The organism is Pantoea sp. SGAir0180, from assembly GCF_043546245.1.
Genome location: NZ_CP028071.1, coordinates 2118545 through 2136747 on the forward strand (window position 1 = coordinate 2118545; position 18203 = coordinate 2136747).

At 54.7% G+C, this 18203-nt stretch carries 18 protein-coding genes and 1 pseudogene; 7 read left to right on the forward strand and 12 right to left on the reverse strand.

Annotation, left to right across the window (positions count from 1 at the left end; genetic code table 11):
- Nucleotides 1-44 precede the first annotated feature (44 nt).
- Nucleotides 45-608, forward strand: coding sequence for a class I SAM-dependent methyltransferase (locus C1N58_RS09865; protein ID WP_039340985.1), 564 nt, complete (start codon nucleotides 45-47; stop codon nucleotides 606-608).
- Here the strand turns inward: C1N58_RS09865 and C1N58_RS09870 are convergent.
- Nucleotides 596-1318, reverse strand: a complete 723-nt coding sequence (locus C1N58_RS09870) for a glutamine amidotransferase (RefSeq protein WP_058701362.1) — start codon at nucleotides 1316-1318, stop codon at nucleotides 596-598. The genes C1N58_RS09865 and C1N58_RS09870 overlap by 13 nt on opposite strands.
- A gap of 176 nt (nucleotides 1319-1494) precedes the next feature.
- Here C1N58_RS09870 and C1N58_RS09875 point away from each other — a divergent pair, with 176 nt between their 5' ends.
- The gene (locus C1N58_RS09875; protein ID WP_006119699.1) at nucleotides 1495-2379 is read left to right on the forward strand and encodes a DMT family transporter; all 885 of its coding nucleotides are present in this window, start codon (nucleotides 1495-1497) and stop codon (nucleotides 2377-2379) included.
- A gap of 47 nt (nucleotides 2380-2426) precedes the next feature.
- The gene (locus tag C1N58_RS09880) at nucleotides 2427-3788 is read left to right on the forward strand and encodes a CoA transferase (RefSeq protein ID WP_394564848.1); all 1362 of its coding nucleotides are present in this window, start codon (nucleotides 2427-2429) and stop codon (nucleotides 3786-3788) included.
- A 1-nt stretch (nucleotide 3789) separates the two neighbouring features.
- On the opposite strand, the gene C1N58_RS09885 is transcribed toward C1N58_RS09880, so the two are convergent.
- From C1N58_RS09885 to ghrA, 6 genes and pseudogenes are all read right to left on the reverse strand, one after another.
- Nucleotides 3790-4359, reverse strand: coding sequence for a TorD/DmsD family molecular chaperone (locus C1N58_RS09885; protein WP_006119701.1), 570 nt, complete (start codon nucleotides 4357-4359; stop codon nucleotides 3790-3792).
- A gap of 27 nt (nucleotides 4360-4386) precedes the next feature.
- A pseudogene (locus C1N58_RS09890) lies at nucleotides 4387-4611 on the reverse strand (phosphatase); the annotation flags it as partial.
- A gap of 952 nt (nucleotides 4612-5563) precedes the next feature.
- Nucleotides 5564-5767 carry a hypothetical protein gene (locus tag C1N58_RS09895; RefSeq protein ID WP_133745140.1) on the reverse strand — a complete coding sequence of 68 codons (204 nt, stop codon included), beginning with the start codon at nucleotides 5765-5767 and terminating at the stop codon, nucleotides 5564-5566.
- Entirely contained in the window at nucleotides 5742-6374 is a 633-nt protein-coding gene (locus C1N58_RS09900) for a hypothetical protein (protein WP_394564849.1), read from the reverse strand. The genes C1N58_RS09895 and C1N58_RS09900 overlap by 26 nt, the downstream gene beginning before the upstream one ends.
- Nucleotides 6375-6705: 331 nt before the next feature.
- Nucleotides 6706-7443: a phosphatase gene (locus C1N58_RS09905; RefSeq protein WP_006119703.1), complete on the reverse strand. Its 738-nt coding sequence runs from the start codon at nucleotides 7441-7443 to the stop codon at nucleotides 6706-6708.
- 37 nt (nucleotides 7444-7480) lie between these two features.
- Nucleotides 7481-8422 (reverse strand): glyoxylate/hydroxypyruvate reductase GhrA, encoded by a 942-nt coding sequence (gene ghrA / locus C1N58_RS09910; RefSeq protein WP_394564850.1) that lies wholly within the window; start codon nucleotides 8420-8422, stop codon nucleotides 7481-7483.
- Between the two features lie 216 nt (nucleotides 8423-8638).
- Here ghrA and treA point away from each other — a divergent pair, with 216 nt between their 5' ends.
- Nucleotides 8639-10324 (forward strand): alpha,alpha-trehalase TreA, encoded by a 1686-nt coding sequence (treA, locus tag C1N58_RS09915; RefSeq protein WP_283787179.1) that lies wholly within the window; start codon nucleotides 8639-8641, stop codon nucleotides 10322-10324.
- A gap of 75 nt (nucleotides 10325-10399) precedes the next feature.
- Here the strand turns inward: treA and C1N58_RS09920 are convergent, their stop codons facing one another.
- A complete protein-coding gene (locus C1N58_RS09920; protein ID WP_033737514.1) occupies nucleotides 10400-10648 on the reverse strand; it encodes a GlsB/YeaQ/YmgE family stress response membrane protein in 249 nt (82 codons plus the stop codon).
- Nucleotides 10649-10859: 211 nt separating this feature from the next.
- Between C1N58_RS09920 and C1N58_RS09925 the strand changes: the two genes are divergently transcribed.
- Together C1N58_RS09925 and C1N58_RS09930 are read left to right on the forward strand one after the other, a co-directional pair.
- Nucleotides 10860-11594 (forward strand): flagellar brake protein, encoded by a 735-nt coding sequence (locus C1N58_RS09925; protein ID WP_006119706.1) that lies wholly within the window; start codon nucleotides 10860-10862, stop codon nucleotides 11592-11594.
- A 97-nt stretch (nucleotides 11595-11691) separates the two neighbouring features.
- Nucleotides 11692-12825 (forward strand): mechanosensitive ion channel family protein, encoded by a 1134-nt coding sequence (locus C1N58_RS09930; protein ID WP_033737515.1) that lies wholly within the window; start codon nucleotides 11692-11694, stop codon nucleotides 12823-12825.
- Nucleotides 12826-12874: 49 nt separating this feature from the next.
- Here the strand turns inward: C1N58_RS09930 and C1N58_RS09935 are convergent, their stop codons facing one another.
- Genes C1N58_RS09935 through C1N58_RS09945 form a run of 3 tightly spaced genes read right to left on the reverse strand, consistent with a single transcriptional unit; the run spans nucleotide 12875 to nucleotide 16132 of the window.
- Nucleotides 12875-14362, reverse strand: a complete 1488-nt coding sequence (locus C1N58_RS09935) for an FGGY family carbohydrate kinase (protein WP_283787185.1) — start codon at nucleotides 14360-14362, stop codon at nucleotides 12875-12877.
- A 2-nt stretch (nucleotides 14363-14364) separates the two neighbouring features.
- Nucleotides 14365-15309 (reverse strand): transketolase family protein, encoded by a 945-nt coding sequence (locus tag C1N58_RS09940; protein WP_054634146.1) that lies wholly within the window; start codon nucleotides 15307-15309, stop codon nucleotides 14365-14367.
- Nucleotides 15302-16132: a transketolase gene (locus tag C1N58_RS09945; RefSeq protein ID WP_006119710.1), complete on the reverse strand. Its 831-nt coding sequence runs from the start codon at nucleotides 16130-16132 to the stop codon at nucleotides 15302-15304. Before C1N58_RS09945 ends, C1N58_RS09940 begins: the two co-directional genes overlap by 8 nt.
- Nucleotides 16133-16442: 310 nt before the next feature.
- On the opposite strand from C1N58_RS09945, the gene C1N58_RS09950 reads away from it, so the two are divergent.
- The gene (locus C1N58_RS09950) at nucleotides 16443-17390 is read left to right on the forward strand and encodes a sugar-binding transcriptional regulator (protein WP_033737518.1); all 948 of its coding nucleotides are present in this window, start codon (nucleotides 16443-16445) and stop codon (nucleotides 17388-17390) included.
- Between the two features lie 45 nt (nucleotides 17391-17435).
- On the opposite strand, the gene emtA is transcribed toward C1N58_RS09950, so the two are convergent.
- Nucleotides 17436-18068 carry a membrane-bound lytic murein transglycosylase EmtA gene (emtA, locus tag C1N58_RS09955; RefSeq protein WP_006119712.1) on the reverse strand — a complete coding sequence of 211 codons (633 nt, stop codon included), beginning with the start codon at nucleotides 18066-18068 and terminating at the stop codon, nucleotides 17436-17438.
- Between the last annotated feature and the right edge of the window lie 135 nt (nucleotides 18069-18203).

Genomic DNA, 18203 nt, shown 5'->3' on the forward strand with positions numbered 1-18203 from the left:
ATGAGGTCAATATGAGGATATGTTCACTCTGGAGGTAGGTCAGCATGTTGGCTTCGGCTTTCACGTTAATGCGCGCAAAAGCAGATTTCGTCCACCAGTTCATCCGCAATCCGCGCAAGATGGGCAGCATCACCCCGTCTTCCGAAGCGCTGTGTCGCACCATGGTGGAAGCGGTCGACTGGCGTCATCAATTCCGGATCGCTGAGTTAGGCGCAGGTGATGGTGTGCTGACGCGTCGCCTGCTGGCAAAGATGGCACCTGAGGCCACACTGGACGTATTTGAAATCAGCAGCGCGCTGGCACAAAAGCTTAACGCGCTGGATGATGAACGCATGACGGTACGCACCTGTTCGGCGGAGTACCTGAACGGCAGCTATGACGCTATTTTTTCTGGCCTTCCGCTTCTGTCGCTGTCGCCGGAACTGCGCGAGGCGATTTTGCAGGCGGTTTTCCACGCGCTGGGCCCAAACGGCGTCTTTGTACAGTTTCAGTACACATCCCTGACCCAGCCCGATTTGTCCCGTTACTTTACCTGGGAACGTCAGCGGGTTTTAAAAAACGTGCCGCCCGCCTGGGTTTACCGCTGCACCCGTCACTATGCGCCCTGAGCGCTGTCGACCGCCGGGCGCGTTTGCAGCCAGAAATGGGTTAAAATGCTGCGTGCCCAGTCCGCCCCCTGCAGTTCGGCGCCATCGCTGTCTACATCGTCGGGCAGACAGGCATCCATAATCTGGCGATCAAATTCGGGATGGAACTGCATGGACAGCGCATTCGGCGAATAACGCAATACCTGGCAGGGATCTTTTTCTGACTGTGCCAGGATCGTCGACTGCGGCGGCGGTATCACCACCGACTGACGATGAGAAAGCCAGGCCTCGAAGTGATCCGGCAGGGTCGCAAGCAGGGGATCGTGCTTCGCCGCGGTCGTCGTGTTCAGCGCCAGTAATCCCCGTTCCCAGCCATGAGGGTTGTCCGCGACTTTACCTCCCAGCGCATACGCCATGAGCTGATGGCCGTAGCACACGCCCAGTAGTGGCAACTGCGCGTCCATCCCCGCGCGAACCCAGGCGGCGGTGCGTTCGCTCCACTCCTCATGGTCAGTCACCATTGCCCACGAACCGCTTAATACCGCGCCGGAGATTTCAGTAAACTGTGGCAACGGCTCACCCAGATGCGGACGGACGATAAGGTAATCTTCAGGCTGTAAATTCAGAGCATCAATAAACCAGACCGGTTGTTCACCGATTTTTTCGACCACACTGGCAGGAGGAACATCTAACTGAATCAGGGCAAGCGGCAAGGCAGGTGCATAAGTCATACCGAATCGGATCCTCACAGGCGTTAACGTTTCGGAAAATCAGTCTGACAGCAACTGTTGTAAAAGTCTTATGAATTTTTAGAGTTAACTAAATAAAAAAAACGTTAATCATTGTCTTAACCGCGCGGGTTCATGCCATGATTATCGGGTAACGTGTTTTTTCAAAGGATGACATTGTGGCAGTGCGGCATTTCTTTACGGTTCTGATGGTCGTGTCCATCTGGGCCTTTAATAACGTGGCGGTGAAATGGGGCTTAGTGGATTTACCGCCCCTGTTCCTGACCTGGATGCGGTTTTTCGTCGTGGCGATTGTCCTGGTACCGTTTTGCCGGATTAACCGTCAACAGTTTCCCTGGCTGTTACTGCTGGCCTTTACGTTTGGCTTTATGCACTTCTCGCTGCTGTTTCTCGGCATGCGTTACACCGATGCCGGAACAGGAGCGATTGTGGTGCAACTGGGCACGCCGATTGCGATGCTGCTGGCGATGGTATTCCTGAAAGAGAAGCTGCGGCTTATCCAGCTTATCGGCATTATGATTTCGCTGAGCGGTGTAGTGGTGCTGTCCGGCAGCCCGACGATCCCCGCCTGGTGGGTGCTCTGTATCCTGCTGTGCAGCGCCACGGGCTGGGCGGTGAGCAATCTGATTGTGAAAAAATCGCCCCCGATTAAGCCGCTGACCATGACGGGCTGGATCGCGTTTCTGGCGTTGCCCATTGTCGGCGCGGCCAGCTATATGTCCGAATCACATCAGCTTTATGCCCTGCAACATGCGGGCTGGCGCGGCTGGTTTGCCATTCTCTACAGTGCGATTGCCTCTTCGGTAGTCGCCTATACCTTGTGGTATTCACTGCTGAAGAAATACAACGTTAACCTGATTATGCCCTACTCCCTGCTGACACCGGTGCTGGCAGTGATCATGGGCATTGTGGTGCTGGGCGACAGCCTGAACAGTTTCAAAATTATTGGTGCCTCGCTGGTGATCCTCGGCACTACCATTGCGGTAATCAACCTGCGTAATCTGCGCATGCACGCCCGGTTTCCGCGCTTACGACGTCGTTAAAGGCACATGCTATGCTTCAGGAATCGTCCGCTTCAGGAGCCTGTAGCATGAATCATCTGGCCAACGCACTCTGGCAGCAGATGTGGCAAGGATTGCATGGCAACCCTGCGCCACACGCGCTGCCCGTTTTCACCGATCACGCGGCCTTTTCCTCCGCCTATGCCGTCAGTGAACTGGCGGCCACCAGTCTGGGATTAGCGACGCAGGGCATCGCTGAGTTACTCAATCGTCCTGTCCGTGCACAGATCAATGTCCGCCTTGCCTCACGCTGGTTCCAGCACAGTTTTATGCCGCTTAACCGCCCTGCACCCGCACTGTGGGATGCCTTCGCGGGCGATTACGCCTGCCGCAACGGCTGGATCCGTCTGCATACCAATGCGCCCCACCATCGCCTGGCGATGGAGAGCGTGCTGGGTCAGCATCCGGATCGGGATGCGCTGGCGCGGGAAGTGGCGCAGTGGCAGGCCTCCGAGCTGGAGCAGGCCGTGATTGACGCTGGCGGTTGCGCTGCCGAAATGCGCAGTGCTGAAGCCTGGCGACAGCATCCGCAGGGACTGGCCGTCATACATGAACCGTTGTTTGCCCGGCAGACCATGACCGAAGGCCCTGCGGTCGACTGGGCGCTGCCCGACGCGCGTCCGTTACTGGGCATCAGGGTGCTGGATCTGACGCGCATCATCGCGGGCCCGGTGGCCACGCGCTTTCTCGCCGGCCTGGGGGCAAATGTGTTGCGTATCGATCCACCCGGCTGGCAGGAGCCGGGCGCGGATGAGGAGCTCGCCTGCGGCAAGCGCCGCGCCGTGCTGGACCTGAAACAGCCCGCTGACCGTGCGCAGTTTATCTGGTTGCTGAAACAGGCCGATGTGCTTGTGCACGGTTACCGTGCCGATGCGCTGGAAAAGCTGGGATTTGATGCGGAATCGCTGCAAAGTCTGTGTCCCGGTCTGGTGGACGTGGGCCTGAATGCCTGGGGCTGGCAGGGCCCCTGGCGCAACCGGCGCGGTTTCGACAGTCTGGTGCAGATGGGTTGCGGTATTGCCGAACAGGGCATGCGCTGGAAGCAACATACTGCACCGGTGCCTCTGCCGGTTCAGGCGCTGGATCATGCCACGGGTTACCTGATAGCGGCGGCCGTGCTGGCCGGTCTGCGTCAGCGCCTTCATGAAAGCAGCGGAAGCCAGGCGCGCCTGTCGCTGGCGCGCACCGCCTGGCTGCTGGAGCAGCACCGTTACGCCAGCGACATGGCCCATTCGGGGATCATCCCGCAGCACAGCGACAATCAGCCCAGCCTGGAACTTACACCGTGGGGAATCGGCGTGCGTCTGCATTCCGCCGCATGGCTGCCCGGCACCGCCCTGAAGTGTGCCACGCCCGGCTGCCCACCCGGCAGCCATCCGGCGACGTGGTAAATCAGGCGTCGTCGCCCTGCTCGCTGGCGCTTTCCACCAGCTCATCGTACATGGCCTGAATCGCTTCACGGCTCAACTCGGCCAGGGTGCGGTAAAAGGCGGTAGTGGCATGCGCCTCGACTTTGCCCAGGAACGCGCCGCACCACGGCATCAGAAAGGTATCAAACAGCGCCAGTTGAGCGGCGCTTTCGTCTGCCGCAGACTGATCTTCCAGCCATGACGCCGCCAGCAACAGCGCGCCAAAATGGTCCGTCGGTGCTTCACCCAGCGGCATACCGCGCGAGGTTAAAAAGGCGCGGATCTCGGACTCCGGCTTTCCTTCCGGCCAGTGTGAGGCAAAGGGCGAAACGTTACATGATTCGCCAACAAACAGCGCCTCATAGTCGGCAGTCAGTGCCTGCGGATCGCTGCTCTGCTGTAACCGTTTCAACAGCGCATCCTGCTCCAGCGGCCACTGCGCCGCCAGTTTGCCTTCGCGAATCAGCGTAAACAGCGGTGCCAGCAGGGGATCCTGCGGATGGCGGTTAAACAGCGAGCCGATAATGCGGCACAGAATGGAAAACTCATTCATGAGTCAGAATTCCTTGAAGGAGAAAAATTAAAAGTCCGCCAGCTCGGGGATCGTCTTGCCCGTGCGCAGTGCCAGAAAATCGAGCAGGCGACGCGGCGTGACATTTAACACGCGATCCTCCGGAAAATCCACTTCTCTGGCGATACGCAGGCAGTGCTCAAAATTGCCCAGGGTAAATGCCGTATGGGAATCAGAGCCGAAGGCCAGGCGTCCACCCGCCTTGCCGACGGCTTCGGCAATCGCCGTGATATTAACAGGATATTTCGGGTGCCAAGAGGAAATCCTATACAGAATATAATGATAAAGCTCTATTTCAAAATTTTTTAAACAAGAGACACCCTCTTACTCCCTATTAACTTTAAAATTTTCTTGTTATCTAAAACTCATTATAGAATGATCGATTTTTTTGTTAAAACGCACAAGAAAGATTAATATATCAGAGCATGTGATGATCATTCTCAGACAATAAAAATATATAATTAATGATTTTAACTTACTTTCACGCATAAATTATTCCAATACATAAATCTCAACATTCTTTTAACAGGAACTATGGATCAACACGAACTTGAAGAGGTTGAGATTAACTTAAAGTAAACCGATGAGCTAGTGTATATAGTAACTTTAACAGGACATAAAGATTCACATAAAAAATTCCATAAAGTAGAAATATTCTATTAAGGACCGGAGTTAATGTTCATTTTAATTTTTACCCCCTTTTTTTCTAGTAACCAATGCATTCTTAATGCTTTTCATCAATTTATAAAGAAGCTTTATATTTGGTGTCGAATCTTTAATCCTCACCCTGTTAGGTTTAGGCTGATGGACTAAAAAATGGGAATAAGATCAATAGCAAAGGCGTAAGATAGATATTTTCAATGCTATCGCTATTTATGCTGTTATTGGACCTTGGGCTTCAGGAGCAGAAAAAGACGACTTCAGAAATTAAATTTATTTCATCATATAAATTTCAGGTTTAATTTTTCTCGACATAGAAACATAGTTCTAGAGAGATAAAGAAGCTCATCGCTCGGTTAACACTGCTGAAACAACGATCATTGGAACTAACTCTGTAAAAGAATCACTACTATTATTAAAAAATAGAATCCCCTTCTTTTTGCTACGTTTTCGCCAACATCAAAATAGTAAGCTGGATCAGCATAATTATTTATCAATGTCAGAGCTAAAGATAAAAAGCGTTAATTCATTCCTTGTGCTCTCCCCTGACTTTACCAAGCCAGTAAGCAGCACCATAACCTACGAGGAAACATCCGACGAAGCCGCAGAGTTTCAATGGCCAGCTATCGAAGACGTACAGCGAAGCAAGAGCAAGAAAACTCATTATCACTGTAATTGTTCCTTCAAGAAGATGTGCCGAGAGCTTAGCCAGCAAATTTACAGATTTCATCGTTAATCCTTTTACATGTCTGTGGATGGCTGCTGATAAAGTCCAGGTAGGGTTTCAATTGATCTTCAACTACGAAGTAAATCATATCAAGCCCTTGCGGCTGTACCTTCCAATACGTCGAACTGTAATGATTTGCCATACGCCTGCTGGCAAGGGCTGCTTCTTCTATAAGTCCTTGCCACAAGGCAGTACTGACAGCAAATGAAGTACTGAAGCGGAACAGTGCTTTGTATGCGTAGCTACTGCGAGCATTTTTAATGATTAACATTGCGATCGACTGAGACACGACCACTTGACCGCCAATTCGTCCACCGATACGTCCAGCACCATAGGCTACCTGATTTTGAACTTTCTCTTTCCCCTGCTCATCAAGTTTGTTGTAAAACTCCGTAATGACAGTGGTGACGAGACGACGTAAAGGTTCTTCATTGCTCGCAAGTGATTTGACGACCTGATAGAACCGCTCGTTTTCCCGCTCATTTCTGAGCTGCCGATCATAACCCAATGCACCAGTACTGGTGTAAGTGCGTTTAGCTCCGTAGTAGGCGCTCTGAGGAATTCCCTTGATGCTGTCCCATATGCCATGTGCGATGTTCGATGCGTCCATGTCTTCATCCTTAAGGTGAGCAATGCTTAATCTTATCTGAGATACAAGACTGTTTTCAAACAGGTGTATATCGCCGCCTGGGAATTTCGACGGGGCCACGAGTCGACTAACCGGTAACCGCGTCACCAGAACTATCAAGCGCGATAATAATCATGCATTGTTTGTTCAAAATGCTTTTCCTACCTCTTATTTATCTGTCACAGGCTGGCTCTAAACTTAGTAACGCCAGATGGCAGGCATCTAAAAAAAGACCAGCCTGTAAGTCAGTTAATCTCGCGCCGCTAATATCTTTTAGTGAAGTAATTTCCAGCAATCCCTTGAAGGAGAAAAATTAAAAGTCCGCCAGCTCGGGAATCGTCTTGCCCGTGCGCAGTGCCAGAAAATCGAGCAGGCGACGCGGCGTGACATTTAACACGCGATCCTCCGGAAAATCCACTTCTCTGGCGATACGCAGGCAGTGCTCAAAATTGCCCAGGGTAAACGCCGTATGGGAATCAGAGCCGAAGGCCAGGCGTCCACCCGCCTTGCCGACGGCTTCGGCAATCGCCCGGCAGTTCGGTTCGCTGCCCGGACGCGAATGGGTAAAGGAGGAATTGTTCAGCTCCAGCGCCACATCGTAGTGTGCGGCCGCTTCGGTAATCGCCGGGATATCAACGGGGTATTTCGGGTTGCCGGGATGGCTAATGATGTGCACTAACCCTCCCGCCATGGCGGCAATCATCGCCTCGGTATTCTGAGTAAGGTCGCGTGGTGCATAGACGGGTTCGTGGAAGCCCGCCACAATCAGATCCAGCGATTCCAGCATCGGGCCGGAACAGTCGATTTCGCCCTGCTGGTTTTTGATGTTGGCCTCGATGCCGCGCAGGATCGCCACACCGTCAATGATGCGGGGCCAGATACGCATATTCACAAAGTGCCAGTAGTGCGGTGCATCGGCCATATCCGGGCCGTGATCGGTGATGGCAAACAGTTTCAGGCCGTTCAGTTTAGCCTGCGCGACATAATCATGTAGCGTGCTGTAGGCATGGGTGCTGGCAACCGTGTGCATGTGAAGATCGACGGGATACATTGTCTGCTCCTGTAGGGGCCGGTTACGGCCCGAATCGTTAATAGCCACGTTGGCGATCGACGTAGCCCTGTGGGTTTTCACCTGCTTCAAGTTGAGTAATCGCGCGGGCAATGTAGTCCATCGCTTCCTCTTTCAGGGTGACCGCCGCATTATGCGGAGTAATTGTGACGCGCGGATGGAACCACAACGGATGATCGGCAGGCAGTGGCTCGACCTGGAAAACATCCAGTGCGGCGCCCTTTATTTGCCCGCTATCCAGGGCGGTGAGCAAATAGGCTTCCACGACCTGATCCCCACGAGCGAGGTTAAGGAAAAACGCGCCCTGCGGCAACCGGGCTAACAGTTTCTGATCAATCAGATTGCGCGTTTCTGCGGTGCTGGGCAGCAGATTGATCAGTACCTGAGTGTCACGCAGGAAATCGTCCAGCGCGTCGCGCCCGGCGAAGCTGGTCACACCGGCAATCTGCTTGGCTGAACGGCTCCAGACGCGCACCGGGAATCCCCAGGCCGTCAGGCTTTTCGCCACCTGTTGCCCCAGCACGCCCGCGCCTAAAATCCCGATATGAAACTGGTCACGCGAATACGACCGCAGCGGTTGCCACTGGGCCGACTGCTGCTGCTGTTGGTAATCATCAAAGCGACGAAACCAGCCCAGCACCCGACAGACCGCGTACTCCTGCATCTGTTGCGCCATGCCCGTGTCTTCCAGACGATAAAGGGGAACACTGTCTGCCAGCATGTCCGGGTTTTGCTGCAGCTGACGCAAAATTTCGTCGACGCCCGCCCCCAACGCAAATACCCCTTTCAGATCGTTGCGGCCCCGCAGCATGGCCGGCGGCGGCGAACGGACCAGCGCATAATCTGCCGGAGACGTATCGTCGGTCGTCCAGTGACGGACACGTGCATGGGGTAAGCGCTGCTGTAACCCGCTGATCCAGTCGTCAGCAGGTTGCGATGGATGAAACCAGATGATGTCCATAGTGATCCTCTTTTTTTCTCAGCCTCGGGGAAAAGTGGTCTCAGGGCAAGCGGAGCCTGAAAAAAAAGCACAAAATTTCGCAGGCTATGATCATCAATAAGTTACGCCGCTTCACATTTCCGCCGGACGAAAGGGTGAAAATTGCGGTTAAGGTCTAAAGTTGGAGAGTGGTCAATGCGTGACACATGATCACATTTCGGACAAGGAGAAACACCGATGAGAAACACTGAGGTAACAACGACTAAACGGTCTCAACGTCATGCGCCCGTTTTGCTTGGCGTGTTGTTAAGTGCGACCGTTTTCAGCACCTGGGCAGCCGAGGATTCTCGATTACTGACCAGTCAACCCCAGCCGCCCGATGTCCGTTTAGGACCGTTGTTCAATGCCGTACAACAGGCAAAATTTTACCCTGACCAAAAGACGTTTGCAGATGCCGTGCCTAAATATGATCCGTCCTCCATTCTGGCCGACTGGCAGATGCAGAAGAATCAGCGCGGTTTTGATTTAAAGCGCTTCGTCGCCGCGAATTTCACCCTGCCCACCGACAGTGACAAATATGTGCCGCCTGCGGGCCAGAACCTTCGTGACCATATTAACGGCCTGTGGCCGGTGTTAACGCGGACGACAAGTAACACAGGAAAATATGACTCGTTGCTGCCGTTGCCCAAACCCTATGTGGTGCCAGGCGGGCGTTTCCGTGAGGTTTACTACTGGGACAGCTACTTTACCATGCTCGGCCTGGCGGAAAGCGGCCACTGGGATAAAGTGCAGGATATGGTGGACAACTTCGCCTCGCTGCTGGATCGCTATGGCCACATTCCCAACGGCAACCGCACTTACTATCTGAGTCGCTCACAGCCGCCATTCTTTAGCCTGATGGTAGATCTGCTGGCGACGCATGAAGGCGATAACGTCTATGTGCGTTATTTGCCGCAGTTACAAAAAGAGTACGATTACTGGATGGCGGACAGCGACAGCGTCGCCGCAGGTAATGCCAGCAAGCGGGTGGTCAAACTGGCCGACGGGACAGTGCTGAACCGCTACTGGGACGCACGCGACGTGCCGCGTACCGAATCATGGATGGACGACATTGCAACGGCAAACAAAGCGCCACAGCGCAACAAAGCAGAGATGTATCGCGATCTGCGCGCCGGTGCGGCATCGGGCTGGGATTTCAGCTCACGCTGGTTTACCGATGCGCATAACCTTTCGACCATCCGCACCACGCAACTGGCCCCGGTCGATCTCAACAGCCTGATGTTCCATCTGGAAAAAACGCTCTCGACGGCGTATCGCCTGAATAAACAGGATGCGCAGGCTAAAGCCTTTGCCGATCGGGCTGAAAAACGTCAGGCGGCGATTAACCGCTATCTTTGGGACAGCAAACAGGGCTGGTACGCCGACTACGACTGGAAAACGCGTAAGATTCATCCGCAGCTAACGGCTGCTACGCTGTTTCCGCTCTATATGCAGATTGCCAGTGACAAACAGGCTGACAGCACCGCCAGCGCGGTGGAAAAACAGCTGCTGAAACCGGGCGGTCTGGTGACCACCACAGTGAACAACGGCCAGCAATGGGACGCTCCCAACGGCTGGGCACCGCTGCAGTGGGTGGCCGTTGAAGGGCTGGAGCACTATAAAAAGCCGCAACTGGCGAAGCAGGTGGGCCTGCGTTTCCTGCGTAACGTTCAGCTGACGTACGATAAAGAGCATAAGCTGGTCGAAAAATACGTGGTCGAAGGCAACAATCTTGGCGGCGGCGGCGGTGGTGAATATCCGCTTCAGGACGGTTTTGGCTGGACGAACGGCGTCACGTTAAAATTGCTGGATAAATATTGTCCGAAAGATAAAACCTGTAACAGCGCCCACGATATTCCCGAGGCGCAAAGCAGCGCGAAATAAAGCGAACAGGCGAGAGATCGCGTTAACATAAAAAAGGCCCGCTGCGAGCGGGCCTTTTTTGGTTATCTGCGTACGTTAACTGCGTACTTTGCGGTAGATAAACAGCACAACCAGCGCGCCGATGACCGCGACGACAAAGCTACCGAAGTTGAACCCGTCCACACGGCCAAAGCCGAAGAAGGTACTGATCCACCCACCGACAACGGCACCCACGATACCCAGAATAATAGTAATGATGAATCCACCACCATCTTTGCCTGGCATGATCCACTTCGCCAGGATACCAGCGATTAAACCAAAGATGATCCATGAAATAATACCCATCTGTTACTCCTTCCTTTTGGTTAGTCAATGGCGATCGCCTGATTAATCAAGCGGTTCACGCGCTTAGTATAGTCGCAATTTTTAAAAATGCTGCGCGTTAAGGTTATGATAGTGGTTATTGTGTTAAAGCTTTATTATTGTCAGCCGATAACGAACGGGTAGTAACAGGATAAATATAAATGATAAAGCGTTGCTCATCGGGAGCCAGCAAATGAAAGAAGCCGATAAAGAACATTATCTGAAACGTGGCACGCTGGCGGTTCTGGGCGTCATGAAAGACCTGCTTCAGGCGCAAACACCTTTGCTGGTGAATTTCTCACGTGGGCAGTTTATCAGCCGTATGCTCGCGGCGGATGAAAACCGCATTGTTTTTGATCTGGGCAGTAATAATCTGGATAACGACTACGCACTGCAGTGCAACGATATTACCGTGTTTGCCGAAACCCAGGGCGCGAAGGTTGAATTTGCCTTACCTGGGTTGGAGAAAACGGAATTCGACGGCCTGCCTGCATTTCAGGCAACGTTACCGGAGGTGTTGTGGCAAATTCAGCGGCGTGAATTCTTCCGCATCAGCGCACCGATGGACCCGCAGTTCTGGTGTCACTGCACATGGCCTGACGGCTCGGCTGCCCGACTGCGATTACAGGATTTATCGTTAGGCGGTATCGGCGTGCTGGTGGACGACGCGATGCCGGACGGCCTGAAAAGCGGCGACGATTTTAAAAATCTGCAGGTGGAACTGGGTGAATACGGCCAGTTCAACGTCAATGCGACGTTAATGCATATTGGTGAACGCAGCATGATTACCAGTAAAAATGAAACCAAAGTTACACCGCGGCTGAGCTTCCGTTTTACGGCACTCGAACCCCATCAGGAACGGCAGTTGCAGCAGGTGATTTTTAGCCTGGAGCGGCTGGCGCGCGACAAAGCGCAACGCTTCCAGTAACCTCCGCTCTTTTTCCGCGCCGCACATCCGCGGCGCATCCAGGCTATGCTTTCCTTGCTTTCTCGTTTAACCGGAACCAGCAAGGAGACACTCCCCAATGGAAAACTGGCTCAGTTTGCGTCATTTTCAGTCCATTCTTTTTAATCAAACGCTGTGGATCAACAGCGCCATCGTCATCGTTGCCACCCTCGTTATTTACTGGTTGCTGCGCAGCCTGATCAGTTTCGTGTCCAACCGCATTGCGCACTTCAGCGAAGACCGCCACGTTCGCTTTACCGGCATCCTGGTGGAAATACTGCGCAGCACCAGCCACCTGCTGCTGCTGATTTTTTCGCTGCTGATTGCCCTGCGTTTCATCGATTTGCCTGACTCGTGGCGCTCGACGGTTTCTCACAGCTGGTTCCTGGCGCTGATTGTGCAACTGGCGTTGTGGATCGACTGCGGCATTCGCCTGTGGTTAAAAAGCCTGCTGCGCGATCCGCTTCACGTGCGCAATCCGGTGACCACCGTCATTCTGGGGATTCTGTTGCGGGTCGTGGTGTGGGTCATGATGCTGCTGGCGATTCTGTCGAATATGGGCATCGACATCACGGCGCTGGTAGCCAGCCTGGGCGTGGGCGGTATTGCCATCGCCCTGGCGATTCAGACCGTCCTGAGTGATGTGTTTGCTTCCCTGGCGATTGGCTTTGATAAGCCTTTTGAGCACGGCGATTTTATCGTATTTGGCGATATTGCCGGCACTATTGAGCATATAGGCCTGAAAACCACGCGGCTGCGTAGCCTGAGCGGTGAGCAGATCGTCTGTTCCAATACCATTTTGTTGCAGCAGACGATTCATAACTACAAGCGGATGCAGCAACGTCGTCTGGTGTTTACATTCGGTATCAGCTACGCCACGCCGTCTGAGCAGGTGCGAGAAATCAGCGAACTGGTGAAAACCATCATTCAGGGTATTGAAATGACGCGCTTTGACCGCGCCCATTTTCTGGCATTCGATGACTCGAAGCTGACCTTTGAAGTGGTCTACTTTGTGCTGAGCGCCGACTACAACGTCTATATGGATATTCAGCAGGAGATTAACCTGCAACTGATGGCGGCGCTGGAAGAACGCAATATTCGCTTTGCCTTTCCGATCCGTCAGGTCGAATTCAGCGGCGGAAGTTTACCGCCGGTCGATCTTAAACCGGTGCCGGACGATGAAGAGACTGTCCCGCAACGCGTCAGTCGTTAACCTCGCTGTACTGAGGGCTGGCTGTTACAGTCTGGCCCTCATTTTCCGTTCATTGTGGCTGATAGCGACAGCGGGTCACCGCGTTTTTCCAGCCCTGATAGTTATCCTGCATGTGCTGCGCCAGGTGGGTGCGCGGCATGATGATCGGCCCGCCCTGCAAGGCCAGCATATCGTCGCCCTGCTGCCACCATCCCAGCCCTTTTCCTGCCAGCAGTGCCGCCCCCAGCGCAGAGGCTTCGGCGGTCGGCGCGCAGTGCAGCGGACGTTGCAATACGTCGGCCTGAAACTGCATTAGCCAGGGGTTTTGCGTGGCGCTGCCGTCAACGCACAAGGCCGGAAGCGCTGTGCCGCAGGCCTCTTCCATGGCAAAAAACACGTCAGCAATCTGCCAGCAGATGGACTCCAGCGCCACCCGCGCCAGTACGGCGGGCGTGGCCGCATCGGTCAGGCCGCAGATCAGGCCTCTGGCCTTGAGATCCCACCACGGTGCCCCCAGCCCCGACAGCGCCGGAACAAAATAGCAGCCCTGATTATCATCACAGCCTTCAGCCAGTGCCGTAAGTTGCCGGGGATCGTGAATGCCCAGCATCGTCCCCAGCCAGGCGGCCCCGGACCCGGTGTGCGTGATATTACCTTCAAAGGCAAAGCGCGCCTGGCCGTCGTGCCAGGCAACGGTGGTGCTGAGCCCGTTATCGGTCAGCAGCGGCGTGGCCATCGACATCATCAGCGATGATCCGGTGCCGTAAGTGGCTTTGACCACTTCCGCCGTGCCGCGTCGCTGAGCATAAAGCGCGGCATGAGAATCGCCGATGCGCGCCAGGATCGGTGTGCCGGGTGCGAGTCCCGGTATATCGCTCACGCGTATCATGCCTGCCACGCTCGCCGACGCGGTAATCTGTGGCAGCGCCGCACGCGGCAGGCTGAACAGTGACAGCAGTTCATCGTCCCAGTCATTGCGGTGCAGGCTGTAAAGCTGCGTACGCGCGGCATTGGCATGATCGGTCACAAATGTCGTGCCCGCCGTCAGTTGCCAGGTCAGCCAGCTGTCCACGGTGCCGATGCACAGTTCCCCCGCCGCTGCCCGGGCGAAACCGTCCGGTATGGCTGCCAGCATACCGGTCAGTTTGGCGGCCGGGAACATCGGATCGACCGCCAGGCCCGTCAGAGCGCTGATGCGCGCGGCGCTGCCCGACTGCTGTAAATCCCGGCAAAACGATTCGGAACGGCGATCCTGCCAGCTCACCAGCGGCGTTAACGGCACGCCATCGCGGCGCTGCCAGATCAGTACGGATTCGCGCTGGTTACTGATAGCCACCCCTGCCACGCTTGCTCCGTCGCACTGCGCCAGGCAGTCGGTGATGGCCTGCCTGACGGCTGACCATATGGCCTGGGGATCCTGTTCTGCCAGGCCGGGTTGTGGATGTTGTAACGTTAAACCCTGACTGCCGCGCGCCACCATGCGTCCCTTTCGATCGACAGCGACCGCTTTGGCATTGGTGGTGCCTTCATCAATGGCCAGAATCACCGACTCCCGCATCGTCAGCCTCCTGCACAGAGGCGTAACGCCTGCGCGGCGATGCTGCTGGCATCAATGCCATGGTGCGCGCGCGTGGCGGCCCGATCGCCGGCTATGGCATATTCGCCGTTGGCAATCCCCAGCCGCAGAAGCTTAACCGGCAAGCCGTGTTCCGCCAGCACCTCCGCCACCAGGCTGCCTACGCCACCATTAATGTTATGCTCTTCCACCGTGATCACGGCGCGGAAGTGGCTGAGCAGATTGTGCAACTGCTGCGTATTACAGGGGCGAATGGACGGAACCGAAATCACGGCGGCAGAAACGCCCTGCTTTTCCAGTTGCTCTGCGGCGGTCACGGCTTCATGTACCGTCGAGCCCATGGCAACAAGCGCAATATCGTGGCCTTCTCGCAGCCGGTCAATCTGACCGGGCCGGAAGCGGTAATTTTCGTCGTGCAACGACGGCAGCGCTTTGCCGTCCAGCCGGATATAAACCGGCCCCCTGTGGTCAAGCGCATAGTCGATAATTTGGCGGCACTCGACTGGACAGGCGGGCGCATAAATTTCGATATTGCCGAATCCACGCATGACGGCGATGTCATCGATGCTGTGATGGGTGCTGGCAAGCGGACCATAGCTGGCACCGGCATTCAGTCCAAACAGCTTCACGTTAGTGTTGTTGTAGCAGACATCGATTTTGATCTGCTCATTTGCGCGCGAAATCAGAAAGGGCGCGGCGTTACAGGTCACGGCGATTTTGCCGCCCAGCGCCAGGCCAGCGGCTGTGCTGACCAGCGCCTGTTCAGCAATACCGACGTTAACCAGACGACCGGGAAAGGCGTCAATAAAGGGCGCAATCTTCGCCGTGGAGGTCGAATCCGCCACGACCGGCACCACATCGATGCCGCGATGTACGGCATCTGTTAACGCGTCGACCATGACGTTGGCCAGGTGTTGTGCATTACTCATCGTTTAATTCCTCCAGTGCCCGCGCAATCTCGTCCCCTTTCGGCACCCGATGGTGCCATTCGGCTTGTCCCTGAATAAACGAGATGCCAAAGCCCTTTTCGGTGTGCGCGATAATGACCTGTGGCTTACCGTTCACAGGCAGGTTTTCCAGCGTATTCACCACTGCGGCCATGTCATTGCCGTTGCATTCCCTGACCTCCAGACCAAAGGCGCGCCATTTTTCTGCCAGTGGATCGGTATTGAGAATGTCACGCGTTGCACCCGCCAGTTGCAGCTTGTTCTTGTCGTTTATGATGATGAGGTTATCCAGGCCATAGTGCGCGGCTACCAGCGCGGCTTCCCAGTTGCTGCCTTCTGCCAGCTCACCGTCGCCGGTCACCACAAACACACGGCGCGGGCTGTGGCTCTTTTTCGCCGCCAGCGCAATGCCCACCGCCACGGGCAATCCGTGACCCAGCGCACCGGTGTTGAGTTCAACGCCCGGAGTTTTCTGCCGTACAGGATGGCCCGGCAACGCAGAATCGGCATGTTGATAGGTAGGCAGCCAGTCCAGCGGGAAATAGCCGGCTTCCGCCAGCACGCAATAGTATCCTCCCACAGCATGACCTTTTGACTGGATATAGATATCACGTTGATCGTCTTCCGTTCGATCCGGTGCACAATTCAGAATGCGAAAATAGAGCGCGGTCAGAATCTCAACCTGTGACAGGTCGGCACCGGTATGCCCGCCTGCCGGACTGCCCGCGTTAAGCTGGATGATGCGGCGGCGTACGGCCCGGGCCTTTTTTTCGAGCGCATCCACAGAAAGCGTAAATGGATTCATATTTCACCTTTGAATTTTAAGTCGAACTTGAATATATATTCAAAGAGGGTACAACTCTCCCTTCTTCCGCCGTGATGACAGCAATAACCTACCCTTTCATCGCCTGCTATTACGCGCAGAAACACAACAGCCTTAACAATTATGAATATATATTCAATAATGATTTTATATTCATAATTACTATGCGCCTGACGAACGACGGCGTCTATGCACGAAGTGATAAAAAGCGAAAACGATCACAAATTGCCCTGGATTGTGCTTTTCACGTCAGTGGTTAACAATGGCGGGCAGAATACGAGAGGAAAAACAGATGGCGAAGCAGGACGAACAGCGGCTCATGGTGAAAATTGCCACGCTCTACTATGTCGAAGGCAGGAAGCAATCCGATATTGCGCAGTTACTTAAGCTGTCCCAGTCGTTTGTTTCACGCATCCTGACCCGCAGTGTGAAAGAAGGCGTGGTGAAAATTAGCGTGGTTCCCCCCGCCAACGTTTTTCCTGAACTGGAAAAAGCGATCGAGCAAACCTATCAGTTACCTCAGGCCATCGTAGTGGATGTGGCAGAACAGGCTTCTGTCAGCGAAATTAAACAGGCGATTGGATCGGCGGCGGCTCACTATCTGGAGACGCGACTGCGTCCCGATGAGCTGATCGGCATCTCTTCCTGGAGCGGCACCATTCGCTGTATGGTCGATGCGTTGCATCCGCTGAATGCCTCATGCAAAGGGGTGATTCAGCTCCTGGGCGGCGTGGGGGCGAACGGCAACGTGCAGGCGACTATCCTGACGCAAAACCTGGCCGCCCTGCTGAACTGTCCGGCCTGGCTGCTGCCTTCGCAGTCGATTGAACATTCGGTGAGCGACCGTCAGCGGCTGGCGGCCAATCCGGAGGTGGCCGAGGTGCTGAATAAGTTCGGCGAAGTAGACCTGGCGATTGTCGGCATCGGCGACCTGGAGCCGTCCGCCCTGTTGCGCAACTCCGGTAACTATTACGATGCAACCATGTTGCGCACGCTGGCAGCGCGCGGTGCGGTCGGCGATATCTGTCTGCATTATTTTGACGAACAGGGCCAGCCCGTGCTGCAGGCCGACGAAGATCCGGTGATTGGTATGGAGCTGGAACAGGTCAGACAGTGTCCGCAGGTGGTGGCGCTGGCGGGTGGCAAAGAGAAGGCCCAGGCGATTCGCGGAGCCCTGCGCGGCGGTTATGTCAATGTGCTGATCGTCGATTATCCGACGGCCCGGCTGCTGGTGGGTTAAGTGTTTTCTCCTCACCTTCTGTCAGGTGAGGAGAAAAAACGCGACTCAGCTGATAGCCCGGTAGGCCGTGGTGACTTTCCATAAGTAACGCGGTGCCTGAGCAGCCGGATGCTTGTTCTGCACGTGCTGGTAGAATTCGTCCGGCGTCATGGCGTTAATCATGGCAATCGCGCGGTCACGATCGCGCGAGAACGTGCGAAGCAATGCCCCGGCACCGTTAGCGTAAGAAACAATCGTGGCATAACGCAGCGTGAGTGGATCGCGGATGCCGGACAGCGCAGACTGCTGGAGGATTTTGATATAGGCGGTGCCGATCTCAATATTCCTGGCGGGATCGCGTAACTCAGCGGTGGTCGGTTGACCCCGGCGCCCCTGGGTACGGTACACTTCACGTCCGGCCGTTGCCGCTTTGATTTGCATCAACCCGACAGCATTCGAACGGCTGACCACGCCCGGATTTCCTCCGGATTCCACATTAATAATCGCGCTAATCAGTTTCTCATCCACCCCGTACTGGCTGGCCGCGCTTTCGGTAAAGAGTGACCATGTGCCCGAAATACGCGACGGCGGTGCCTGCGTCAGCGGTGTATTCTTCTCTTTAACATACGTATGCGGCGGTTCACTGGCACAGCCTGTCAGCAATAATGCTGAAATGACAAAGTAGCGAATTTTAAGCAATTTTTTATCTCGTCGCAGAAGTGGCGGAAGCTATCATACCTGGCAGGGTAAATTGCAAAATTACCGTTTATCCTAATTACAGTAGTCGGATGACTTATTGGCACTTTTTCGTCATTATCGTGACGTCTGTCACTG